We start from the raw sequence: 23,726 nt of genomic DNA on the forward strand, positions 1-23,726 counted from the left end.
ACAAGTTTAAATTATCTGAAAAAATATTACTTTAGAAACATTCTTTTTGTAGCATCTTAGTAATATACTTGTACAAAGGGAAGAAAAAAGGAGGAAAATTTCATGGAAAATCGTTCACAGTGGGGAACACGCTTAGGATTTTTACTTGCAGCTATGGGTTCAGCGATTGGACTAGGAAACATTTGGCGTTTTCCTGCAACTGCCTATGAAAATGGTGGTGGAGCATTCTTTATTCCGTACTTATTTGCACTATTAACCGCTGGTATCCCATTCCTTATTATGGAATACACTATAGGCCATAAGTATCGCAGTTCTGCACCAAGGTCTTTGGGACGAATCAGTAAAGGATTTGAATGGGTTGGTTGGTGGCAAGTACTTGTATCATTTGTTATTTCCACTTACTACGCTGTTATTATTGCTTGGGCAATTATGTATGCTTATTTTTCTTTTGGGCAACAGTGGGGAGACGATACAACTGGATTCTACGTAGGGGAGTTCCTACAAGTAGCAGATGCAGGGGTCCTAGGTGGATTAGTACCAATGATTGCAATCCCATTAGTTGTGGTTTGGTTAGTTGTTCTTGGAATTCTATTTAAAGGTGTTAAGAAAGGGATTGAAGTTGCCAATAAAATTTTCATCCCATTACTTGCGGTCTTATTTGTTATTATTGTTATTCGCGCACTTACACTACCAGGTGCAGTAGATGGATTAAATGCATTTTTTGAGCCTAACTGGGATCAAATTTGGAACGGTTCCGTTTGGGTAGCGGCATATGGACAGATATTCTTCAGTTTATCCATTGCCTTTGCGATTATGATCACGTACTCATCTTATTTACCAAAGAAATCGGATATTACGAATAATGCCTTTATTACTGGTTTTGCTAACTCTTCATTTGAGTTATTAGCTGGTATTGGAGTATTCGCCGCATTAGGTTTTATGGCACAAGCTAGTGGTCAGGGTGTTACAGATGTTGTACAAGGCGGAGTTATGTTGGCCTTCTCAGTATTCCCTGAGATTGTAAACCAAATGCCTTTCATGTCTGACATATTTGGTTTTCTATTCTTTGCGTCATTAACTTTGGCTGGTTTGTCATCACTAATTTCAATTTCCGAGACATATGTTGCTGGTGTTTCTGAGAAATTTAATATCTCAAGAACGAAATCTGTGTTACTAGGTGGCGGACTTGCTGCAATTATTTCATTCTTGTATGCAACAAAAGGTGGCTTGAATTATCTAGATACTGTAGACTACTTCATTAATAATTACGGGGTTGCCTTAGCTGGGCTATTTGAAGTTGTTGCTATTGCATGGTTCGCTCGAGAGCTTAAAGGCCTTCAAAGCCACGCTAATTCAGTTTCAGATATTAAACTTGGAACATGGTGGAGAATATGCTTAGGGTTTATTACACCAGTAGTTCTCGGATATATGATGCTACAAAATCTCAAAAATGAAATTGTTGGAGAGGCATATGGTGGCTATCCAAAAGAATTCCTATTCAATTTCGGTTGGTTAGTAGCTATTGGAGCTATGCTGCTTGGTGCTGTATTCGCCATGAAGAAATGGCCGAACAAAAATGACTTAGACTATAAATATGATGCGTCAACTGATTCATCAGACAACAAGGAGGTGGCGCAATAATGACAGGGAGCGCCATAGCAATGTTCGTTATCGGTGGAGTAATCATTTGGGGCGGCTTAATTGCAAGTATTGTTTATGCAAGAAAGGTTGCCAAGTCAAAAACACAATAATATCAAAAATACCGAAGAGATGCTTTCTCTTCGGTATTTTTATGAATTCACTAAAAAGAACTATTTTGAACGTGATACTTTTTCCCATTTTCTTAAATAAGGATAGGGGTCAAAGGACCATTCTTTCTCACCATTGTCCTTATACATGCCATAATGTAAGTGTGGGGGGAATTTTCCTGATGTGCCCTTTGGTCCATAGCCTGATGCTCCAACATAACCTACTGTATCTCCAGGCTTTACTACTTGTCCTACCTTCAAATTATCTTCAAATCCATTAAGGTGTGCGTAATAATGGTAAATGTTATGGGTATCTCGAATACCGATTCGCCAGCCACCAAACCGATTCCAGCCTTTCATTTCAATAACCCCATAAGTAGTGGAGCGTACGGGTACACCATAATTTGCGAAAATATCGGTTCCTTCGTGAATTCTTCTACCTCCAAAACCTCGAGGATCTCCCCACGTATTTCGATAGCTATAGTTAGAGGTAGTAGGAACCGGGAAGACATTTGCCTCCAAGTCCAATGTTTGATACTTTTGGAATACTTTAGCCATATTCATAATACTGTGTACAGTTAATTCTCGATGATAATATTTCCAAAGAGCAATTTTAATATCTTGCTTTGTTTTCCCTTCCTTTAAGATCATGTTAGCCATGGTATATAATATATCTTCATCATTTGTTCGGTCAGCAATTTTGTCTCCGTCGCCGTCGTCACCTATCCCATTGAAGATTTCGATAATCCCAGTATGTTGTTGATCCTTTTCAATAGGGTTTGCGTTCCCATTCCACATTTCTTTCGGAAAGGTAATGCCTATAAGACCAGAGCTAGAAGCAGTTTCTTTATGAATATTATGCTCGTATTGGTCGATGGCAGCAAAATAGTACCATGGTATTTGCGAAAGACCTTCTGTTTTTTCATATAACGCCAAACGCATTTTTAGCTTATTCTCTTCGCTATCTTCTTCTGCAACTGATGTTAAGGGTAAACAGAGAAATAGGCATACTGCGACAGCTATTCCCTTCGTAATGGCTTTCATAATTTCACCCCCGAATCGAAACTTGATAACACTATTGTTTGAAAACTGACCTAAATCATAAATGGAAATATTTTCGGAATCATATACATTTGAAAAAATCCCCCGTCTAAAACAAGACAAGGGGAACTGAATGGGAAATCTACATGTTATTCATTCTGTCGTTTTCTGATTCATACACTCCTCCTTGTGGGGCTTCCTCTTTAAATTGTTTGATTAATCGTTGGATTGCAGGGTCATCTTCCTGCTCAGTAGTCGAATTATTACTTAAGCTTTGCAGTTCATCAAAGGATCTAGATTGGTCTGTTACATAAACATCATACCAGCGAGGTAGAAACGATAGTGTCGTCTGCTTAACGGTGTCCGCGGTTCTTGCTCGGTCTGCATCATCTTTTTTGGTATAGGCTACAAAGGTTTGGCTGTCTGTTACCAATGTCGCTGCTTCTTCAATATTTTCTAGCTTTAAAATGGTCTTTGTTATCATATCAGCCATTTTTTCGCGATCGATTTTTGGTGTGAAGTTAGCCTCTTTTTCCATATCCAATTGTTTTTCGTTGTATCGTACATAGCCAAATTGTGTATCTTGTTTTTCCTGTGACATGCGAGTGTTCATATTGTCGGGAGTTTTTCCTCTAAGGGTATCTTCTCCCATACCTTCCTGTTGTGTACATGCTGAAAGAAGCGTTAACATTATACTTAATCCGATTACCCCGAATATATTTTTCATGTCTAATCCCTCCTGCTGTTCCTTTTGGATATTTGAACAAATCTATAAACCCGATTCTATGCCCTTAGACATCCTACTTATAGCATGTATCAAAAATAGGAGTTCATGCTAAAAAAATATGGTCTACTGTAAAATGTAAAATATGGTACACTATAATAAGGTGATGAAGATGATTGAGATATACGGAAAGAATTACGAAATATTAGATAATTATCGGGACGGGTTTCAAGAGGAATCGGTCAAAGAACGTTTTAGTGATATCTTAACGAAATATGATTTTATTGTAGGAGATTGGGGCTATGGTCAATTAAGGATGAAGGGATTTTATGATGATCAAAATCCAAAGGCCTCTTTTGATACAAAAGTTTCGACAGTAGATGATTATTTGTATGAATACTGCAACTTTGGCTGTGCGTATTTTGTTATGAAAAAAATTGATTAAAAATGAAAGTTTATATTGCAAAAGAACCCCGAGGGAATCGTTGTCCCTCGGGGTTGATGTATTTCAGCAAGTCTATTCACTGATTGTCTTCTGGTGGTTTTATATCTTTATCTGGTTCGTCATGAGGAGGATGAGCGCCAGGATATTGTCGTGGTAAGTCTTCATGTAACCCCTTATTCTCATAATTAAAGGGTGTGTAATGTCTTTGGCCTTCAACTGCCTCTTTGTTTTGTACAATTTCATCAGAGGCGATGGGGGAACCATAAGGACCATCCGGCATCTCTTCAGGAAAGGCGTATTTTTGTTGAACCTCTACTGTTGCAAAATCATCGTAATTTGCTTTTACGTGTTCTCGTTTATTGTTTTTTGCCAAGGATAAACCCTCCTTTATTCGGTTAGTATGACCGCAGGAGGGGTTTTTCATTATGGTCTTTAGTTAGATACCCAATGATACTTAAATAACCTCTGTTAAAAAATCACGCAATTCTTCTGCTTCGATTTCTGAAAGGCTAAAGACGTGTTCTAAGTAGCCTTCTTCCTGTAAATCATCGTCTCCAATGATCGCAAATCGACTGCCTTGAAGGTCCATGACGATTTTTTTGCCGTAATAACGATTGGTCGTAATAATTCCTAAGTCATATCTTGTGTCCCTGCCCATGAAGCTTACATAACGAATATCGGTTTGTTCTTTTTCATCGTATAAAAAGAATCTTTCCTCCGCCATTCTGTTCCTCCTTATTCAATACATAGTAGTTTTATCATAGCAAACTTTGGTAATATTTAAAATATGGTTATTTCCGCATTCATTTGTTTACCGTTGATTATATAAACTGCCATATAGCTCACCGCTCGCCCGCGGCAAAGAAGACACTACGAAAACAACCAAAGGGAGTTTGAGTAGATGTCGCACTTGTCCCCTTGGGTGAAAGCGAAGTGTATTTCTGGAGCGATGGGTTTGCAATCATCATATTGCAAACGAATTAAGCTAAAGTTATGTCGCATTTTATATCTATTTAGAAAACACCCTAAAATATAAGACAAGATTCTACATGATTAGCGGAATTATGATAAGATGAAATCGAAATGAACTTCAACAAACAGATGTGGAGGATTGAGTCATGTACTTTGTTGATCGAAATAAAATTGAAAGAACGTTATTATATGCAGAGGCATTACTACAGCAGTTTCAGCAACATACATATGAGTCATTTTTTGAGAAAATGGCGTTAGAACGAATGGTGCAATCGTTAATTGAATCAATGATTGATGTGGGCAATATGATGATTGATGGATTTATTATGCGTGACCCTGGAAGCTACGAGGATATTATTGATATTTTAGTCGATGAAAAAGTACTTCCAAAAGAAGAAAGCGACCAATATAAAAAGGTTTTTGGGTTAAGAAAGATGCTTGTTCGAGATTATTTAAATGTTGACCATGATGAATTACAACAAACGATTACAGATAGCCTGACATCCCTTAATGCGTTTAGTCAGCGAGTAAGGGTTTACCTGGACCAAGAATTAGGCCCTGTATCTGCTTTTTCAAATTCATCTAATGATTAAATTAACCTTAAAAGAAGGAGATATGAATGGAACAGTATAAAGGATATTTAATTGACCTCGATGGAACAATGTATTTAGGTAGTGAACAAATACAATATGCGAAAGAATTTATTGATGTGTTGAATGACAAACGGATTCCTCACCTATTTGTAACGAATAACTCATCAAAGAGACCAGAGCAGGTAGCGGAAAAATTACAACAGATGGGAATTCAAGCCGAAACCGATCAAGTGTTTACGACTAGTATGGCAACCGCTGCTTTTATTGCAAATAAGAAAAAGGACGTAACAGCATATGCGATAGGCGAAATCGGCTTAATTGATGCCTTGAGCGATGAGGAAGTGGAGTTAGTGGATGAAAATGCTGATTTTGTTGTAATTGGCATTGACCGAGATATCACATACGAAAAATTAGCGAAAGGCTGTCTAAATATCCGCGATGGTGCTGAGTTTGTTTCCACTAATGCCGATGTGGCGCTCCCAACAGAGAGAGGCTTTTTACCTGGAAATGGTTCTCTTACATCTGTTCTTGAGGTTTCAACAGGTCAAAGCCCTACGTATATTGGAAAGCCGGAACCAATCATTATGGAACAGGCTTTAAATAAACTTGGTTTACCCAAAGAGGAAACCTTAATGGTAGGAGATAATTACCATACAGATATTTTGGCCGGTATGAGAGCTGGAATGGATACTTTGCTTGTCTTTACGGGAGTTACGAGTAAAGAGGAATTAAAACAGTATGATCAACAGCCAACCTATGTAGTTGATACATTAAATGATTGGATTAATCCAATAAAATAAACAACGTGCCAGCATCCCAAAAAAGGATTGCTGGCACGTTGACGTTAAGGCTAATCTTCCTCAATATATTCATCTTCATAGCTATGTGCGAGTCGACTTGATGCGGCTGCTGCAATAGCCCCCACTATGTCATCTAAGAAGGTATGACATTCCCCGGATGATTTATCATTTAATTTTTTCAGTATACCCGGTTTTTGTTTATCGATATAGCCATAGTTTGTAAACCCAATCGAACCATACACATTAATAATAGAAAAAGCAATAATTTCATCCACACCATATAAACCTTCATCACGGGCAATAATGTCCTGTAATGGTTCTTCTAGCTGCTTTTTTTCAGCTAGGATATCTAATTGAATACCAGTCAATATGGCGTTTTGTATTTCTCGTTTTTGTAGTACGCGATTAATGTGATGTTCACACGCTTCTAAGGTCAATTCGTCATGGTATGGTGATTGAAGATAGTAAACTAATTCCCCAATATCCTTGATGGTTACGCCACGTTCTTCTAGCCATTCTCTTGCTTTTTGTTCTAAAGGTTTAACTGATTTTTTCTTCATTATTTTTTACCCACCTTACACATTGATAAAAATCTTCCCGCATATAGTTAGTATAGTCCTGTACATGAAAAAACTTGTTATTTTTTATAGATTTTCTTAAAGGAGAATGCAAATGAAGGACATATTAAAACGGAATTATTCCTTTCATTGTCAATATGAAACGACTATTGCGGGGTTAGAGGCATTCCGTGGAACAGATGGATATGCCATGGTATTCCCTGCCGATTATATTGACGAACACCTGATTACCGAGCAATATGTCATTGCGGATTATTTGAACCAAAATGGTTTTCATCACGTTGCCAAACCCCTTTATTCAAATGAGGGCCACTTTATTGTACCTTTAAATGAGGAATCTTCAGTTTATGCCTGTCATGTCTCTTCTATTCCAGAGAGACGTGATGTTCTTGATCTTGCTGAGTTCTTGCCGTCCTTTCATCAAGCGGGTCATGGCTTTCCCTATACTCCATTACATCTAAACCGTTATGGACAATGGAAAACAAATTGGGAGCAAATTGTTGACCAGCTTGAGGTGATTCGAAGCTCATTAATCGAAAAAAGATTTATTTCAGATTGGGAGCGACTTTGGATTGAAAGCTGTTTTTATTTTATCGGACTTGGAGAAAATGCTATTCAATTTTTACAGGAGAGTGAAAGGGAGAATTTGTATAACCAATTTGATCAGCCTGTCTTCACTCTAGAAAGAATTAATCCTTTTCCTCATGAGGAGATTATACTACCAAATCGAATTGTCCACGACCATCCATCTCGAGATTTAGCCGAACTGATTCGACATTTAATCGTAACGAAGGGTCGAAACGCATTTGAAGTCATTCCAAGAATTTTAGAAAGGTACCAAAATCAGCGCCCATTAAGTCTTTTTGGCTGGAGATTATTATTCTCTAGACTCGTCTTTCCCATACATTTTATTGATTATACGGAAGACATTTTAAGTAAGGAACGAATAACAGAAGATGATTACCATATCTTTAACAAAATGCTATCAGACCAAGCTGAGTATGAGTATGGACTACAGCTTTTTTCAAAGGAAATGGAAAGACATTTTGACATGAATCTTGAGGTTATTGGTTGGATATATGATTAAAGCCTGTGCTACTATTGGTAGCGGGAGGTGTTTCTGTGAAACCAAAAATATTTATTACAAGAAAAATAGCAGAGGAATTTGTTAAACCTTATCGAGAGCATTGGGACGTAGAAATGTGGCACGAGGAAGGAACGACAGTAGATCGTCAAGTCCTCCTGGAAAAGGCTAGTCAAGCAGATGCATTGATTACCATGCTATCGGATGCAATTGATCAGGAAGTCATTGATGCTGGGGTAAATCTTAATGTGATATCAAACTTGGCGGTGGGTTATGACAATATTGATGTTGACTATGCCAAGGAAAAAGGAATTACAGTTACGAACACACCAGATGTTTTAACAGAAACGACTGCAGACTTAACCTTTTCCTTATTAATGGCAACGGCTAGAAGAATTATTGAAGCAAACCAGTACGTTAAAGAAGGAAAATGGACAAACTGGGCACCTTTCCTAATGGCTGGAACCGATATCCATCACAAAACAATTGGAATTGTGGGAATGGGACGAATTGGCGAGGCAATTGCTGAAAGGGCACGTGGCTTTAACATGAATATTCTTTATCACAACCGTAGCCGTAAAGAGCGAGCAGAAAAGGAAATCGGCGCTACATACACCTCATTCGATGAATTAATTGAAACTTCTGATTACGTAGTTTGTATGACTCCTTTGACAGAGGATACAGTTGATATGTTTAATGAATCTGTTTTTAAACGTATGAAGAATTCAGCAATCTTCATCAACACTTCCAGAGGTGGTGTCGTAAATGAAAACGATTTATACACTGCATTAGAGACAAAGGAAATCCGGGCAGCTGGATTAGATGTATTTCAGAATGAACCAATTGGCCAAGACCATCCTTTATTGCAATTAGAAAATGTAACGGCACTACCACATATTGGTTCTGCAAGTTATGAGACGAGATCGACCATGATTGAGTTATGTTTACAAAATATTCAACAGGTACTTGCTGGAAAAGAGCCGGCAACACCTGTTTTATAAAGTGGATAAAAGGTGTAGGAGAATAAACTCCTGCACCTTTTTTGCTTTCTTATATTGATAGAAGTGAAAAATCGCGTTATAATGTCTATCATATATAAACAAATGTATTTCCAAGGTGAATACATCACGTATAGGGGGAGTTTTCATTGACGTTGTGGAGAGGTTTGCTTGAAGAATATAAGGAGTTATTACCCATTGGTGAACAAACGCCGATGAACACCCTACAGGAGGGGAACACTCCCCTAGTAGAGTTAAAGGCTTTATCGAAAAAAGTAAACGCTGAAGTATATGCAAAAGTGGAAGGGCTTAACCCGACAGGCTCTTTTAAAGACCGTGGAATGGTGCTTGCTATTGCAAAAGCGTTGGAAGAAGGCTCTAAAGCTGTCATTTGTGCTTCCACTGGGAACACATCGGCATCAGCGGCGGCATATGCCTCTAGAGTCGGATTGAAATGTATTATCGTCATCCCAGATGGAAAAATTGCTCAGGGAAAGTTAGCGCAGGCTGTTATGCATGGAGCGGAGATTTTTTCAATTAAAGGCAATTTTGATGAGGCTCTTTCCATTGTTAAAGAAATTAGTGAAACTGAACCGATTACATTGGTAAATTCCATTAATCCTTATCGAATAGAGGGTCAAAAAACAGCTGCATTTGAAGTGTGTGAACAGCTAGGAAAGGCTCCGGATTACTTGTGTATTCCAGTCGGAAATGCTGGGAATATCTCAGCCTATTGGAAAGGATTTACGGAATTTAATGATAAGTATCAATATGGTGTGCCGCAAATGCATGGGTTTGAAGCTAGTGGTTCAGCTGCAATTGTGCGAAATGAAGTCATTGAACAGCCTGAAACAGTTGCGACTGCAATTCGTATAGGTAATCCAGCGAGCTGGAATATGGCTGTAAGTGCTGCAAAAGAGTCGAATGGAGCAATTGATGAAGTAAGCGATGAGGAAATTTTATCAGCCTATCACTGGTTGGCCAAAAATGAGGGAGTTTTTGCTGAACCAGCTTCATGTGCGTCCATTGCAGGGTTAATGAAGCTAAGTGAGCAAGGAAAGATTAAAGAAGGAAAAGTAGTTACTTGTGTCCTAACAGGAAATGGGCTCAAGGATCCAGTAGTAGCCGTCGAAACAAACGATATTCAACCAACTGTTTTACCTAATAACCCTAAAGTCATCTATGAAACGATAAGAGAGAGTGTATCTAAATGAGAGGCAATTCATTTCGTATAAAAGTTCCAGGTAGTACGTCGAATATAGGTCCAGGGTTCGACTCTATCGGCATTGCGCTTGACCTGTATTTAACCATTGAATGCACGCCGAGTGATGAATGGGTATTTACGCAAAAAGATATTGATAAACAGCATCTACCTACTGGGAAGGATAATTTGTTATATCAATGCGCTAGTGAGGTGGCTTCAAAATATGGATACCATTCATTGCCACCTTATCACGTATCTATTGACAGTGATATTCCAATAGCCCGTGGATTAGGCAGTAGTGGAGCCATTACAGTAGCTGGGGTCGAATTAGCCAATCAGGTTTTAAACTTACAGTTGCCAATTGAAGAAAAAATGCTGCGAGCAACTGAAATGGAAGGCCATCCTGACAATGTTTGTCCATCCTTTGTGGGTGGATGTGTGGTGGGTTATTATAATCAGAATCAAACATCTCTCCACTTCACGCAAAAAACGGATATGGAGAAGGTTGATTTTGTTGCCATCATTCCCCCCTTTGAATTACGAACCAAGACAGCGCGTGAAATCTTGCCACAGGAACTCCCCTTTGTTCAGAGTATAGAAGGAAGTGCAATTGGCAATGTATGTACGGCTGCTATTTTTCAAGAAAACTACACACTACTGGGAGAATTAATGGAAAAGGATCGCTTCCATCAATCATACCGGAAGAAATTAATTCCACATTACAACAGAGTATTGGACTTGATGAAGAGTGTCGGAGCCTATGGAACATTTTTAAGTGGTGCAGGCCCTACAATGATAAGTATTTGTGAAAAAGGCTTATTTGAGTTTGAAGAGCACCAATGGCATAATGAATTTCCCGAATTCGAATGGCGGATTTTAAAGGCTGCCGAAACCGGTGTTGTGGTAGAATAAATATGTAATTTTGTCGGGGAGGTTTGCTCTTTGAAAGAAGGTGCTGGTGGTTAGAGAAGGGATTGGTTGGTTTGTTACAGGAATGGGAGTTTTTATTAGTAGACTATGGATTTTCTTACTCATTCTGTTGATGGGACTGACACTGGAATTTTCCTCAATTTTCATTTTGGAAAGTTGAGAAAAACAGGTTAAAAAAGTAATAATGCTTAGATCAATTTCTAAGCATTTTTTTAGTGCTGTATCATATGGCTAAAAAAATACCACGCTTAGCAAAAGCTAACGTGGTAGGTTCGATAATTTAAAATACCTGTTCTACTTCTTGGATTCCTGGTACTTCTGCAACTAAAGCTCGCTCAATACCAGCTTTCAATGTAATGGTTGAACTTGGACAGCTTCCGCAAGCTCCCATTAAGCGTAAGCGTACGATTCCATCTTCTACATCTACTAATTCAACATCCCCACCGTCGCGCAGTAAGAATGGACGGAGTTTGCCAATTACTTCGTTTACTTGTTCAAACATCGACCATCTTCTCCTTTCTTACTATATATCTTATTATAAAACCTTTTCCATAAAAAATCTATTCTTGAAGACTGATTTTGCAAATTTATTGAGAACGTTTATCATTTTATCTTTTCTAAAACATTTTGTAAAATGTAATATATAGACACATCAAACTTAGGGAGTGCTTGCTAATGGGGAAACCAATTGATATTACGGTTTATGGTGCAGATCAGATTTGTGCTAGCTGTGTAAATTTACCAAGCTCTAAGGATACGTATGAATGGTTACAGGCGGCCATTACACGAAAATATGGGCAAGACCATATTAATTATGTCTACGTCGATATTTTTTCACCTCCAGAAAAAGAAAAGCATCAGCAATTTGCTCAAAGGGTTGTTGATGAAGAATTCTTTTACCCAGTTGTATTAGTGGATAATGAGGTAGCAGGGGAAGGGAACCCTAAATTAAAAACTATTTATCGTATGCTTGAAGCAAGAGGGTTAAACACATTAGAATAGATTAAGCTTTATCTTTGGTGGAATATAACAATTATGATACTATTCATGCTTGATGGGAAGATTCCTCAAGAGCAACGTACTACTAGGAGTGAATACGGTGAATCCAATAGTTGAATTTTGTGTAAATAACCTAGCAAGTGGATCCCAAAAAGCATTGGAAGAGTTAGAAAAGGATCCGGATCTTGATGTGATAGAATATGGGTGTACAAGTCACTGTGGCATTTGTGCGATGTCACTGTTTGCAATCGTAAATGGAGAATGTGTGACAGCCGAAACGCCCGGAGAACTTGTCGAAAATGTGTATAAACATTTAGAAGAAAATCCTTTATTTTAAGGTGAAGATTGAAGTGCAGATGATGGGGGCGTGGCAGGGTGAACATCGAATTTACCAAAATGCATGGTTTAGGTAACAATTATATTTATGTGAATACTTTTGAGGTAAACCTACCAGAAGAGGACTTAGCCAAAATTGCAATTGATGTTTCAAATGTATATACCGGCATTGGTTCGGATGGTTTAATATTAATTACACCATCCGATCAAGCTGATGTAGGGATGAGAATTTTTAATAAGGACGGTTCAGAGGGCAAAAATTGCGGCAATGGATTAAGATGTGTGGCTAAATACGCTTATGAACATCAAATCGTGAATGAAACGAGCTTCAAGATAGAAACCAAAGCTGGACTTGTGGAAGCGCATGTAGAGGTTAAGAGTGACATTGTTCAATCCATTACTGTTGATATGGGTATGCCTGAATTGGTTCGAAGTAAAATTCCAATGAAAGGCCCAGAACAACAGAAAGTAGTGGCGGAACCCTTTTCCGTTGAAGGAGTGGACCTTCGCCTAACAGCTGTTTCGATGGGCAATCCGCATGCTGTATTTATGGTGGATGATATCGAAAAGAGTCCACTGTATGAGTTAGGCCCTAAGATTTCGACAGATGAACGTTTTCCGGAGGGTGTCAACTGTGAATTTATTGAGGTCCTGAATCCAAATGAACTGAATTTCCGTGTTTGGGAAAGAGGTTCCGGGGTGACACAGGCGTGTGGTACTGGAGCTTGTGCAGCTGTTGTAGCGTCTATTTTAAATGGATATAGTCCCAAAACTGAAGATGTTTGTGTCCACTTAAGTGGCGGTGATCTCTGGATCAAATGGGCTGATGACGGGCATGTCTGGATGACTGGACCTGCAGTGACAGTTGCAAAGGGAAGATATTATTTGTGAAATCGCAGTTTGGAAAATTGAACTCATGATTAAATCTTAGTATACTGTTATGAAAGGAGGTTGGGTAAGATGTCTTTAACAATCACTGAAAATGCAAAACTACAAATCCATGAGATGATGAAGGATGAGGATCAAGAGAGCGTACATCTTCGTTTTGGCGTAAAAGGTGGAGGCTGTAGTGGATTATCCTATGCATTAGGATTTGATTATGACGTATCTGATTCAGATGAAACTATGGATGTAAATGGTATTCCGGTAGCCATACGGAAGGAAGACCTACCGATTGTAGAAGGGACTACCATTGATTTTAAACAAAATATGATGGGTGGCGGATTTACAATCGATAATCCGAACGCAATTGTTTCCTGTGGCTGTGGTTCATCATTTAAAACAGCAACGAATGCAGGAAAACCGGAAAATTGTTAATGAATAAAGTAATAGGGTGCCAGGCAATGATCGAATGAATAGCTTATTCGATGACTACCTAGCACCCTATTTTTGTTATAAAAAAGAGCTGCCTCTTCCCTGAGAACAGCTCTTTCCATTTTATTGTGGAAACATGCTTGTAGAATGCTTTGGTTGTGTTTTAGCTTCTGGATCAATATATGTTTTTGCATTGTTAACAGCTGTTGGACCTTCACCAAATCCGGATGCAATCAGTTTAACCTTACCTGGATAGGTACAAATGTCCCCAGCAGCATAAATTCCGGGAATATTGGTTTCCATTTTGGAATTAACTACTATGCTATTTTTTTCAATTTCTAGGTTCCAATCTTTGATGGGACCTAGTGAAGAGACAAAACCGTAGTTGACAATCAAATCATCAACTGGGACTTCTGTAGTTTCTTCTTCTTTTACTTTTTGTAAGACAACCTTCTCAATTTTCTCATCCCCGATTAATTCAGTTGGAACATATGGTGTCTTTATGTCAACAGAAGAATTCATTAATTGTTCTACACTATGTTCATGAGCACGGAACTTATCACGGCGGTGAACAAGGGTTACTTTTTTCGCAATTGGTTCTAGCATTAATGACCAGTCTACTGCAGAGTCCCCACCACCTAAAATCATGACTTCTTTGTCCTTGAAGGCATTCATATTTGAAACATGGTAGTGAAGGTTAGTGTCTTCGTATTTTTCCGTATCCTCTATGCGTAAACGGCGTGGTTGGAATGCGCCATTACCAGCTGTAATAATGATGGTTTTGGTGTAGTGCTCACCTTTATCCGTTTTGATTTTAAAGGATTCATCCTCTAATCTTTCAACCTCTTTAACAGATTGACTTAAAACAATTTCAGGATCAAACTGACCAGCCTGTTCCATTAAGTCATCGACCAACTTTTGGGCACGTACTTTAGGAAAACCGGCAACATCATAAATATATTTTTCTGGATATAAAGCGGATAATTGACCACCTACATGGGGTAAACTTTCGATTATCTTCACGCTAGCTTGACGCATACCTCCGTAAAATGCTGTGAAAAGTCCAACTGGACCAGCACCAATGATTGTAATATCATATACTTTTTCTGACATAATTAAATCCCCCAATCTGTATTTCTATATATCAAATAAAACTGTAAGTTCATAAGTCATTTATAATAGTTACATACTACCATTACATAAAGATACACCTTATTTATTGTAGCATATAGTTCAATATTATGAAGTGATATGAATCAATATTAAAGTATTCATAGATAAATCCAAAAAAGTCATAATAGTCTAAAAAGTGCAAAAAATAGTATTGGGGTTGAAAATACAAAGGAAAAGTTCTATCATTGTCAGTGGTATGATTATAATAATCTTGTGACATTTTACCACTGCAATTATCCATTATATTATCTACATAAGTGAATTTAGTCACAAACTCTGTATTAAACTAATTGTATACGTCAAAAATCTCAAATGGAAGTGATAAAGATGAAAAAACCTAGAATTGTCATTTTGGGGGCAGGTTATGGTGGAATCATGACCACTGTTAAATTGCAAAAAATGGTGGGTACAAATGAGGTAGACATTACCCTTGTTAATAAACATGATTATCATTACCAAACTACTTGGCTACATGAGAATTCTGCTGGAACCATACATCAAGATCAAACAAGAATTCCGATTAAAGATGTAGTGGATTTTAATAAAGTAAATTTTGTACAAGATACAGTTGTTTCTATTGATCCAAAAGCCCAAAAGGTGCAGCTAGAAGACGGAGAGCTAGAATATGACTATTTAGTCGTAGCACTAGGATTCGAAACGGCTACTTTTGGAATTAAGGGTCTTGAAGAACATGCTTTCAATATCACTAATATTAACAATGCTCGTTTAATTCGTGATCATATTGAATACAATTTTGCTCGTTTTAATAATGAACCAGGAGATCGTGAAGACTTAATTACAATTGTCATTGGTGGCGCTGGTTTTACCGGGATCGAGTTTGCTGGTGAAATCGCAAACCGTGTACCTGAGCTATGCAAGGAATATGATGTTGACCGTGATAAAGTTCGCATCATTACGGTAGAAGCGGGTCCAAGTGCGCTACCCGGATTCGATCCAGAATTAGTCGAATATGCCATGAACCGTCTTGAAGCAAAAGGCGTTGAATTTATGGTTGGAACGCCAATTAAGGAAGCAACAGTAGATGGTGTTGTTGTTGAGCGTGATGGTCAAGAGGAAGAAATTAAAACGAAGAACTTTATTTGGGCAGCAGGTGTAAAAGCTAATTCCATTGTTGAACAATCCGGCTTCGAAGTAAACCGTGGTAAAGTTGAAGTACGTGATGATCTACGCGCACCTGATTATGATAATGTGATTGTTGTTGGGGATTGTTCCTTAATTATGAATGAGGAAACAGGTCGCCCGTACCCACCAACAGCACAAAATGCTATCCAACAATCAGCTGTAGCAGCTCATAACATAAAGGAACTTGCACGTGGTGGCAATGACCTACAAACTTATGAGTTTAACAACATGGGTACAGTAGCTTCTCTAGGTCATGATGATGCTATGGGTGTTGTGTTCGGCGATAAAAAACTATTTGGTTGGTCAGCATCCGTGATGAAAAAGGTCATTGATAACCGCTATCTGTTAAAGCTAGGCGGAATCGGATTACTACTTAAAAAAGGTAAATTTAACATTTTTCACTAAGTGACAACTAATAAGGTTATTAGAGAATAGCAAAGGCTATAAGGTGCCTTTGCTATTTTTCTGTGATATCTTAATACTATAATTAGGTTCGAATTACTGATGGGGGATTTTCATGAATATTTTACACTTGTTTGTCGGATCACTCTTGTTTTTCGTTTTATTTTTTGGCATTTCCTTTATTCTAAATATGTTATTACGAAAAACTTGGGTAATGTCTTTCGTCTACCCAATTATTGTTATTTTAATCGTAGATAATTTTCCTTTTAGCCGCTATTTTACCGATACAGGTGAGGCATTCCAGCAATTAGGCACAAATTTAATTCACCTCAAAATGGTGGATATTGTTTTTCTATCGATGGGCTTAGTGGGAACCATTGTCTCAGGGATTGTAATCAAAACCCTTAGATCTAAGGGCTATCAAATGTTTTAAAAAGGCTTAGTAAACATTGTATTTTATACTTTGCATTAGATAGTAGATAGAAAATGCGACATACCACTGCTGCGCTGAGGTTCTTTAGCTCGACATTAATACACGCGTAATGAGATATCCAATACGTACAATGTAAAAAGAGTGAAATACGCGTTATAGGTACTAATGACAAGCGAAATATCAGCGGAAACAGAAATACGGTCGTTATGAATCGCTCATGACACCCGTTTTTGGCTACTTGTTGTTTTTTCGGTCGTCATGACTCACTCATGAAAATCGAAAAAATACTGCTGAAACGTTAAACATGCACTCATCATCTGAACTTTGCGAGTCTTAAAGCTTTTTAATTACGTCGCATTTTATATCTTTTTAGTCAAAAACAAGCGTTTAAAACCAACAAGAATACCGCTTTTCTCCATTTTTATATACCTTTTTGTATAAAAATCTTATAACTGGCAATGATGACATCGAGAGAGGTGTTATCATGAAAAGTAAGATTTTAAGAGGAACATTGATGGGGATCTTGATTTTAGGTGCTTTGTTTACCACCTATACAGCAATCTCAAATGTGACAGCAAAGGACTTAAAGTCTTGGTTTCAAAACGGGGAAACAAATGAAGTCTCAGCTTCGTTAAAACAAGAAGAACATAAGGTGAAAGAATCAGAGCTCGAAAAAAAAGATTTAAAAGAGTTAAAGCCAAGTAAAAGATATGTATCAAGTCAGGAAGTCAATGCGCCAGAAAGCTTAGAGGATGCGATAGATTTATCCCAATATCCTACTGAAACGGTTGTAGCTACTGGTTATACAGCAGGCCCTGAATCAACTGGAAAAAATCCTGATCATCATCTATATGGTGTCACCTATTCGGGTGTAAAGGTTCGACGAGATTTATATTCTACAATTGCCGCCGATTTAAATAAGTTTCCGATTGGAACGATACTCTATATTCCTGACTATGGTTATGGTGTGGTCGCTGATAAGGGTGGGGCAATTAAAGGAAATAAAATTGACTTGTACTATGAAACCGTAGATGATGTGTATAAAAATTGGGGTAAAAAAGAAGTAGAGGTTTATATAGTTGAAAAAGGTGATGGAACATTAACTACTGAACAACTAATGAAATTAAATGAAAACGAAGCGTTACAGGTGTTTCGAGAAAAAATATTAGCAAATTAAGTAGGCCTTAAGAAAGGGCCTCTTTTTTTTTGGTTTAATAGAGCCTAAAGTTAACAAAAATAATATCTAATTATTTCGAAATTCGTTATAATTAACATGGAGGTGTACATAATTATGTTTACAATCAGTCAAGCTAACATCACAGATGTTCAGACGAAAGCGTTGATTCTCGGTCTATATCAAGACCATCAAGAGTCATCTGAGCTTTTTAAGCAACTAAACAATGTACTAGGACAAAGCTTAAAGGAGTATGAGAAGGCAGGAGATTTGTCTCTACAAAAGTGGAAGATAACGAAGATTTTCACCTTTAATCAAATGAAGCCTGAACGCCTATACATAGTAGGTCTAGGAAAAGCTGCCAAAATGACCAAGAATGAACTGAAAAATATATTAGGTAAAAACTTTAAAACCTTGCAGCAGGACCAAATTAGAGAAGCTTCTATCCATCTAGATAGCTTTCAAATGAAGGAGATAAACGTAAAAACAGTAGCAGAGGTAGCTGCTGAGTCTATGGTGATGGCTCAACATAAGCAATTGTCCTATAAAACAAAAGCAGCGAAGGAAAGCTCTATTACATCTTTAACAGTGTTAACAGAAAATAAGAATATTCAACCTTCCTTAGAAAAGGGGTATGCTTTAGGAAAGGGTGTCACAATAGCAAGGAATTTAACCCAATTGCCTGGGAACATTTTGACGGCTACGAAATTAGCTGAAAAAGCAAAGGAAATTGCTGAAACCTATGATATGGAATACGAGATTTTAGATCGAGAGGATATGGAGAACCTAGGTATGGGTGCTTTACTAGCTGTAAACCAAGGCTCCGTTGAACCACCCAAAATGATCGTCCTTAGTTATCAGGGCCTGGATGAGTGGAAGGATGCAACTGCTCTCATAGGTAAAGGTATTACCTTTGATACTGGGGGATATTCCATTAAATCTAAGGACGGAATTGTAGGAATGAAAACCGATATGGGTGGAGCTGCGGCAGTACTTGGTGCAATGGAGACCATTGGAAGAATGAAACCGAAGAAGAACGTACTAGCTGTCATTCCTTCTACTGATAATATGATTAGTGGTGGAGCATTTAAGCCTGATGATGTTATTACATCTCTTAGTGGAAAAACGATTGAGGTTCGAAATACGGATGCTGAAGGTAGACTAGCGTTGGCTGATGCTGTCACTTACGCAAAACGGTTTGAGGTTAGTGAAATTGTAGATGTGGCGACCTTAACCGGTGGGGTTATTGTTGCCTTAGGAGATAAAGTAACAGGTGCTATGACCAATAATGATGAGTTCTTTAGTGAAGTGGAACAGGCAGCTCAATATGTAGGTGAGCCAATTTGGCAACTCCCATATACTGATCTATACAAAGAAGGCGTTAGAAAGAGTGATATTGCCGATTTAAATAACTCTCCAGGTCGAAAAGCGCATGCGGTCATGGCAGGAAGCTTTATTGGTGATTTTGCTGAGGATACGCCATGGGTGCACTTAGATATCGCAGGAACGGCAACAACCGATTCTAATTATGAACTAGGTTCTAAGGGACCAACAGGTGTCATGTCGCGTACTTTAGCCCAGTTAATCTTACAATAATCTAAAAGAGCGGTAGTCTAAGAAAATGGCTCCCGCTCTTTTAGGTCTAGGCTGTAAATGGTTTTATGGAAAACTGAACACGCTTGACTAAAACTCGCGCTAATGTGGCGACTAAGAAGGTTAATCCGATATCTTTGATGAGGAATGGTAACATCATAGCCCATGCCGTTGTGTAAGATATGGATCCGCCTATCCATAAATTCAGGGCAAAATACATGTAGGTTGTACCAATCATATAATTACAAAACAGCCCTCCAAAGCTAGCTGTTACATATGTAGCAAATGTACTGGAATTGCGTTTTTCTAAAATCCAGCCTGAAACCCATGCAACAAAAATAAATGATAAAATAAATCCGCCAGTTGGAGTAACAAGCTGAGCGACTCCGGCTTGCATTCCAGCAAATACAGGAACACCTATGATTCCAACAAGAGCATAAACTATCATTGAAAATGCTCCAAGTCTCTTACCTAACATCAAACCTGCCAATGTTGCAAAAAATGTTTGCAAAGTAATTTCAACTGTGGCCCCTGCAAATGTTACCTTCAAAAAAGGCAACCATACAACGATGTTGGCTCCGATGGCCATTAATCCTACAAATAATGCTCCGAGGGTCAAATCAATTGTACGGAAGCCTTTTTTTTGCTTTGTCAATTCCATCACGCTCCTTTAAATACTATCATAAGGTGGGAGCGGTTTTATTGTCAACTTGTAATTTTTCGTGGTTAACAATGAAGTGTTACCAATGTAAAGCCATAACTAGTTTACAGCAATCAATGTCCTTCGTTTTCGCAATCAGTGTAATGTCAATACCATCAGGATTGAATTTTATTTCAACAGGATGGGCTAAATCTTCTTTTTCGATTAATTTTTTCACTGTTTCATGATCGGATTTTTGAGCGGCATCCATGACTTGATAAGCAAATTCCTTGGAATTGGCAAAACGATCAATAATTTTATGAGCACTTTTCATTAAGGACTGAAACTCCGTTGCTGATTCTGTGAATTGGGTAGTGTCTACATTGGGATAAGGGTTTTGTCTTGGTAATGGATTAGGTAAATTGAAATGGGCTGGGATATAATATTGTGGTGGTAGAACATATATAGTCATCATATCAACCTCCTTGTCATTACTATATGAAGAAGAAAAATAGTTGTGTGACGACGGTTGAAAAAAATTACCAAAAAAAACACTGAGTAAACGAAGTACCCAGTGTGAAAGTTGGCTTATTTTAAGATGGCCTCAAGTGCTACCTCCATCATATCGTTAAAGGTAGTTTGTCTCTCTTGAGCTGTTGTTTCCTCACCCGTAATAATATGGTCACTGACCGTTAAAATGGACAATGCCTCACGATTGAATTTAGCAGCTAAGGTGTATAATGCTGTCGTTTCCATTTCAACGGCTAAGACATTATATTTCGCTAATAAATTAAATAGTTCCATTGCATTATCTCGGTAAAAGCTATCACTTGTAAATACATTTCCAACTAAGGGCTTCAGATCCTTTTCCATACTCACATCATAAGCATCTTTTAAAAGGTTAAAGTTTGCAGTAGGAGAATAATCAATACCACCAAATGTCATGCGATTCATTTGGGAATCTGTTGTGGACGTAGAAGCTAAAATCACATCTCGAACTTTAACATCCTCTTGAAGAGCTCCGCATGATCCTACTCGAATTAACTTTTGAACATCGTATTCCTGAATTAGTTCATTAACATAAATCGATATTGATGGAACACCCATGCCGGTCCCCTGTACAGAAATCCGTTCCCCTTTGTATGTACCAGTAAAGCCATACATGCCACGAACCTCATTGTAGCAAGTAACATCTTCTAAGTAAGTTTCAGCTATGTATTTAGCTCGGAGTGGATCCCCTGGCAGCAAAATCTTGTCTGCGATTTCTCCTTTTTTAGCACCTATATGAACACTCATGTCATTTTTACCTCCTAAGTTCATTTAAGTTAAAATTATCATAATCAAATAATAAACTCAATAAACCCCTATTTATCGGGAGTTTTTCGGAAATAGATGATGTGATAAGCTGTGTTTTAGGTTACAATGTAGAACAGAATGATTCAAGGCAAAATAGACTATTATAAAACATATAATAAGTGAAGGGAGATTTAACTGATGAACGTTTCAGTTTCACAATTACCAGGAATCGGTCAAAAGATAGAATTTAAGACGGCAGAAGATAGCATGCTCGTCTTAATTGTCCATCATACAGGGAAAAGGGAATTATACTTTTTTGAGGATGCCGATAGTGATGAAGCGGATTTTGTTATGGATTTAACAGGGGATGAAACAAGGGAGTTAGGGGCGCAATTACTAGGTGCTACGTATCAACCAGTGGATGCAGATAAATTAAAAATGTTTAAAAATCAAATTGTGATTGATTGGGTAAAATTAAAGCCTGATTCCCCATTAATTGGTAAAACATTGGAAGAATCGGAAATTCGAAATAAAACTGGAGCCACTGTTATGGGGATTATTCAAAATGATGAAATCATAGCAGCTCCTGGACCTGATAACCTATTGACTGCGAATGATGTTCTAATGATTGTAGGAAAAAAAGATCAAGTTAACTATTTAGAGGCCTTTTGTAAAGGAGAGGACTGATTATTGTGGACCTACCAAGCTTATTAGTTGCAGGATTAATCCTACTAGGTATCTTTTGGCTAGGTTATTTAAGTTTAAAAATAAAATTTCCGAATGTCATTTTATATATATTGTTTGGCGTTTTGGTGGCAGACTACTTAACACATAATGAAATTTTACACTTTGCCAGTGAGATTGGGATCGTTTTATTATTTTTCTTATTAGGCTTGGAGTTTAATGTGCGTCGTCTTGCTGGAATTGCCACGAAAATCTGGCCTGCTGGCTTGATGGATGTGGTTTTAAACATTGGGGTTGTCATGCTCATTTGCTCTTTTTTTGGACTAGATTTGTTAACTTCATTCTTAATTGGCGGTGTGGCCTATGCCACTAGTTCATCCATTACGGCGAAGCTATTGGATGACACAGGGCGCATGGCAAACAGAGAAACAGAATATATTTTAGCGTTATTGATTTTTGAGGATTTAGTTGCCCCCATTGTGGTCGCTGTCCTGATGGGAATTACGAGCGGTGACAGCTTTACAACCATGGATTTCTTAATTCTAATTGGAAAAATAATTGCCCTGACAGCTGGAGCTATTGTGCTCAGTAAAACACTATTTAAGCATTTTGAAAGGTTTTTACATAAGATTGACGATGAAGACTTTAAAATAGCTTTACTGATTGGATTAGCTTTATCTTATGGGGGATTAGCCTTATTACTAGGACTTTCTGAAGTTCTAGGTGCATTCTTAGCTGGTATGATGCTAGCAGAAATGCACAAAATTGAAAAGGTTGAACAAACGGTACATCCAATTAAAGATTTGATGTTACCCACCTTTTTTATTTATTTCGGTACAACGATACAACTAGGCGATGGCGTTCCGATGCTAGGATTTTTAATTATTTTACTTGTATGGTCCATTATTGCTAAAATGTTAGTAGGTATATTAGGTGGACGACTATATGGTCTGTCGAAACGTTTAGCCTTTAAAGCTGGCTTATCCATTTGTGCTAGAGGTGAATTTTCGGTTGTTATTGCAAGCTTGGCAACAGGGGTCATGAAGATTTTTGCTGGGGTTTATATTATTATTGCAGCGTTTATCGGAATGCTACTGTTCGGGCAGGCGTCCAAGCTAACTACTATGGTGTATGGGAAACCACCTAAGAAAAAGAAACAAGATTTAAGAGTACCTGGTACGTGAGGAAATACAGTTTATTAGGAAAAGGTAGTGATTAAGGGAATGGGTTTTTTATATTTCCCTGAAGATGGGGTGGAATATCTTCCTGCTATCATCGTGCTTTTATTATTTTCGATAGCAGCAATTATCATCACAAGGATGTTTTTTCGAATTTCCAAAAAGGAAGAAGAGAAGTTTAACCAACAATATGGTGACCGAATAAATCTTGATCCAGATCAAGGTAAGTCAAAAAAATAATTTA

30 protein-coding genes are annotated in these 23,726 nt (G+C 37.9%); 20 read left to right on the top strand and 10 right to left on the bottom strand.

What is annotated here, in order from left to right:
* The first annotated feature begins 102 nt into the window (after positions 1-102).
* Positions 103-1,641, top strand: coding sequence for a sodium-dependent transporter (locus tag GH754_RS02340; protein ID WP_153727111.1), 1,539 nt, complete (start codon positions 103-105; stop codon positions 1,639-1,641).
* A complete protein-coding gene (locus tag GH754_RS02345) occupies positions 1,641-1,751 on the top strand; it encodes a MetS family NSS transporter small subunit (RefSeq protein ID WP_153727112.1) in 111 nt (36 codons plus the stop codon). Before GH754_RS02340 ends, GH754_RS02345 begins: the two co-directional genes overlap by 1 nt.
* Positions 1,752-1,811: 60 nt before the next feature.
* Here GH754_RS02345 and GH754_RS02350 read toward each other — a convergent pair whose 3' ends face one another.
* Complete coding sequence (locus GH754_RS02350; RefSeq protein WP_153727113.1) at positions 1,812-2,792, bottom strand: M23 family metallopeptidase; 981 nt, start codon at positions 2,790-2,792, stop codon at positions 1,812-1,814.
* 139 nt (positions 2,793-2,931) lie between these two features.
* Entirely contained in the window at positions 2,932-3,516 is a 585-nt protein-coding gene (locus GH754_RS02355) for a YhcN/YlaJ family sporulation lipoprotein (RefSeq protein WP_153727114.1), read from the bottom strand.
* A 169-nt stretch (positions 3,517-3,685) separates the two neighbouring features.
* Between GH754_RS02355 and GH754_RS02360 the strand changes: the two genes are divergently transcribed.
* Positions 3,686-3,958, top strand: a complete 273-nt coding sequence (locus GH754_RS02360; RefSeq protein WP_153727115.1) for a YutD family protein — start codon at positions 3,686-3,688, stop codon at positions 3,956-3,958.
* 76 nt (positions 3,959-4,034) lie between these two features.
* On the opposite strand, the gene GH754_RS02365 is transcribed toward GH754_RS02360, so the two are convergent.
* Together GH754_RS02365 and GH754_RS02370 are read right to left on the bottom strand one after the other, a co-directional pair.
* Positions 4,035-4,331 (bottom strand): cytosolic protein, encoded by a 297-nt coding sequence (locus GH754_RS02365; protein WP_153727116.1) that lies wholly within the window; start codon positions 4,329-4,331, stop codon positions 4,035-4,037.
* A gap of 81 nt (positions 4,332-4,412) precedes the next feature.
* The gene (locus GH754_RS02370; protein WP_153727117.1) at positions 4,413-4,682 is read right to left on the bottom strand and encodes a DUF3055 domain-containing protein; all 270 of its coding nucleotides are present in this window, start codon (positions 4,680-4,682) and stop codon (positions 4,413-4,415) included.
* A gap of 394 nt (positions 4,683-5,076) precedes the next feature.
* On the opposite strand from GH754_RS02370, the gene hepT reads away from it, so the two are divergent.
* Together hepT and GH754_RS02380 are read left to right on the top strand one after the other, a co-directional pair.
* Entirely contained in the window at positions 5,077-5,523 is a 447-nt protein-coding gene (gene hepT / locus GH754_RS02375) for a type VII toxin-antitoxin system HepT family RNase toxin (protein WP_153727118.1), read from the top strand.
* Between the two features lie 26 nt (positions 5,524-5,549).
* Positions 5,550-6,323, top strand: coding sequence for a TIGR01457 family HAD-type hydrolase (locus GH754_RS02380; protein ID WP_153727119.1), 774 nt, complete (start codon positions 5,550-5,552; stop codon positions 6,321-6,323).
* Positions 6,324-6,373: 50 nt separating this feature from the next.
* Here the strand turns inward: GH754_RS02380 and GH754_RS02385 are convergent, their stop codons facing one another.
* Positions 6,374-6,883 carry a phosphatidylglycerophosphatase A family protein gene (locus GH754_RS02385; protein WP_153727120.1) on the bottom strand — a complete coding sequence of 170 codons (510 nt, stop codon included), beginning with the start codon at positions 6,881-6,883 and terminating at the stop codon, positions 6,374-6,376.
* Between the two features lie 112 nt (positions 6,884-6,995).
* On the opposite strand from GH754_RS02385, the gene GH754_RS02390 reads away from it, so the two are divergent.
* The 4 genes from GH754_RS02390 to thrB all read left to right on the top strand — a co-directional run bounded on the left by GH754_RS02390 (position 6,996) and on the right by thrB (position 11,099).
* A complete protein-coding gene (locus tag GH754_RS02390; RefSeq protein ID WP_153727121.1) occupies positions 6,996-7,988 on the top strand; it encodes a protein kinase family protein in 993 nt (330 codons plus the stop codon).
* A 35-nt stretch (positions 7,989-8,023) separates the two neighbouring features.
* Positions 8,024-8,986: a 2-hydroxyacid dehydrogenase gene (locus GH754_RS02395; protein ID WP_323741810.1), complete on the top strand. Its 963-nt coding sequence runs from the start codon at positions 8,024-8,026 to the stop codon at positions 8,984-8,986.
* Positions 8,987-9,132: 146 nt separating this feature from the next.
* The gene (thrC, locus tag GH754_RS02400; protein WP_153727122.1) at positions 9,133-10,197 is read left to right on the top strand and encodes a threonine synthase; all 1,065 of its coding nucleotides are present in this window, start codon (positions 9,133-9,135) and stop codon (positions 10,195-10,197) included.
* On the top strand, positions 10,194-11,099 hold the full coding sequence (gene thrB / locus GH754_RS02405) for a homoserine kinase (RefSeq protein WP_153727123.1): 906 nt from the start codon (positions 10,194-10,196) through the stop codon (positions 11,097-11,099). The genes thrC and thrB overlap by 4 nt, the downstream gene beginning before the upstream one ends.
* A 298-nt stretch (positions 11,100-11,397) precedes the next feature.
* Here thrB and GH754_RS02410 read toward each other — a convergent pair whose 3' ends face one another.
* Positions 11,398-11,619 carry a NifU family protein gene (locus tag GH754_RS02410; protein ID WP_153727124.1) on the bottom strand — a complete coding sequence of 74 codons (222 nt, stop codon included), beginning with the start codon at positions 11,617-11,619 and terminating at the stop codon, positions 11,398-11,400.
* A gap of 173 nt (positions 11,620-11,792) precedes the next feature.
* On the opposite strand from GH754_RS02410, the gene GH754_RS02415 reads away from it, so the two are divergent.
* From GH754_RS02415 to GH754_RS02430, 4 genes are all read left to right on the top strand, one after another.
* Positions 11,793-12,119, top strand: coding sequence for a YuzD family protein (locus GH754_RS02415; protein WP_153727125.1), 327 nt, complete (start codon positions 11,793-11,795; stop codon positions 12,117-12,119).
* A gap of 52 nt (positions 12,120-12,171) precedes the next feature.
* Entirely contained in the window at positions 12,172-12,453 is a 282-nt protein-coding gene (locus GH754_RS02420; protein WP_153727195.1) for a YuzB family protein, read from the top strand.
* A gap of 59 nt (positions 12,454-12,512) precedes the next feature.
* Positions 12,513-13,343, top strand: coding sequence for a diaminopimelate epimerase (gene dapF / locus GH754_RS02425; RefSeq protein ID WP_153727196.1), 831 nt, complete (start codon positions 12,513-12,515; stop codon positions 13,341-13,343).
* A gap of 69 nt (positions 13,344-13,412) precedes the next feature.
* The gene (locus tag GH754_RS02430; RefSeq protein WP_153727126.1) at positions 13,413-13,769 is read left to right on the top strand and encodes a HesB/IscA family protein; all 357 of its coding nucleotides are present in this window, start codon (positions 13,413-13,415) and stop codon (positions 13,767-13,769) included.
* 120 nt (positions 13,770-13,889) lie between these two features.
* On the opposite strand, the gene GH754_RS02435 is transcribed toward GH754_RS02430, so the two are convergent.
* Positions 13,890-14,879, bottom strand: coding sequence for an NAD(P)/FAD-dependent oxidoreductase (locus GH754_RS02435; protein ID WP_153727127.1), 990 nt, complete (start codon positions 14,877-14,879; stop codon positions 13,890-13,892).
* A 387-nt stretch (positions 14,880-15,266) separates the two neighbouring features.
* Between GH754_RS02435 and GH754_RS02440 the strand changes: the two genes are divergently transcribed.
* The 4 genes from GH754_RS02440 (at position 15,267) to GH754_RS02455 (ending at position 19,687) form a co-directional block, all read left to right on the top strand.
* Positions 15,267-16,487: an NAD(P)/FAD-dependent oxidoreductase gene (locus GH754_RS02440; protein WP_194841261.1), complete on the top strand. Its 1,221-nt coding sequence runs from the start codon at positions 15,267-15,269 to the stop codon at positions 16,485-16,487.
* 112 nt (positions 16,488-16,599) lie between these two features.
* A complete protein-coding gene (locus GH754_RS02445; protein WP_153727129.1) occupies positions 16,600-16,917 on the top strand; it encodes a YuiB family protein in 318 nt (105 codons plus the stop codon).
* A 484-nt stretch (positions 16,918-17,401) separates the two neighbouring features.
* Positions 17,402-18,094, top strand: coding sequence for a 3D domain-containing protein (locus tag GH754_RS02450; RefSeq protein WP_153727130.1), 693 nt, complete (start codon positions 17,402-17,404; stop codon positions 18,092-18,094).
* 114 nt (positions 18,095-18,208) lie between these two features.
* The gene (locus GH754_RS02455; protein ID WP_153727131.1) at positions 18,209-19,687 is read left to right on the top strand and encodes a leucyl aminopeptidase; all 1,479 of its coding nucleotides are present in this window, start codon (positions 18,209-18,211) and stop codon (positions 19,685-19,687) included.
* A 46-nt stretch (positions 19,688-19,733) separates the two neighbouring features.
* Here the strand turns inward: GH754_RS02455 and GH754_RS02460 are convergent, their stop codons facing one another.
* The 3 genes from GH754_RS02460 to deoD all read right to left on the bottom strand — a co-directional run bounded on the left by GH754_RS02460 (position 19,734) and on the right by deoD (position 21,620).
* A complete protein-coding gene (locus tag GH754_RS02460; RefSeq protein WP_228550099.1) occupies positions 19,734-20,339 on the bottom strand; it encodes a biotin transporter BioY in 606 nt (201 codons plus the stop codon).
* A gap of 85 nt (positions 20,340-20,424) precedes the next feature.
* Positions 20,425-20,796 (bottom strand): hypothetical protein, encoded by a 372-nt coding sequence (locus tag GH754_RS02465; protein ID WP_153727132.1) that lies wholly within the window; start codon positions 20,794-20,796, stop codon positions 20,425-20,427.
* A gap of 116 nt (positions 20,797-20,912) precedes the next feature.
* Positions 20,913-21,620: a purine-nucleoside phosphorylase gene (gene deoD / locus GH754_RS02470; RefSeq protein ID WP_153727133.1), complete on the bottom strand. Its 708-nt coding sequence runs from the start codon at positions 21,618-21,620 to the stop codon at positions 20,913-20,915.
* 198 nt (positions 21,621-21,818) lie between these two features.
* Here deoD and GH754_RS02475 point away from each other — a divergent pair, with 198 nt between their 5' ends.
* Genes GH754_RS02475 through GH754_RS02485 form a run of 3 tightly spaced genes read left to right on the top strand, consistent with a single transcriptional unit; the run spans position 21,819 to position 23,722 of the window.
* Positions 21,819-22,307: a cation:proton antiporter regulatory subunit gene (locus GH754_RS02475; protein ID WP_153727134.1), complete on the top strand. Its 489-nt coding sequence runs from the start codon at positions 21,819-21,821 to the stop codon at positions 22,305-22,307.
* 5 nt (positions 22,308-22,312) lie between these two features.
* Positions 22,313-23,488: a cation:proton antiporter gene (locus tag GH754_RS02480; protein ID WP_323741812.1), complete on the top strand. Its 1,176-nt coding sequence runs from the start codon at positions 22,313-22,315 to the stop codon at positions 23,486-23,488.
* 27 nt (positions 23,489-23,515) lie between these two features.
* The gene (locus tag GH754_RS02485; RefSeq protein WP_323741813.1) at positions 23,516-23,722 is read left to right on the top strand and encodes a hypothetical protein; all 207 of its coding nucleotides are present in this window, start codon (positions 23,516-23,518) and stop codon (positions 23,720-23,722) included.
* The last annotated feature ends 4 nt before the right edge of the window (positions 23,723-23,726 follow it).

It is taken from the genome of Salinibacillus xinjiangensis (assembly GCF_009649735.1).
In the GTDB taxonomy this organism is placed as follows: domain Bacteria; phylum Bacillota; class Bacilli; order Bacillales; family Alkalibacillaceae; genus Salinibacillus; species Salinibacillus xinjiangensis.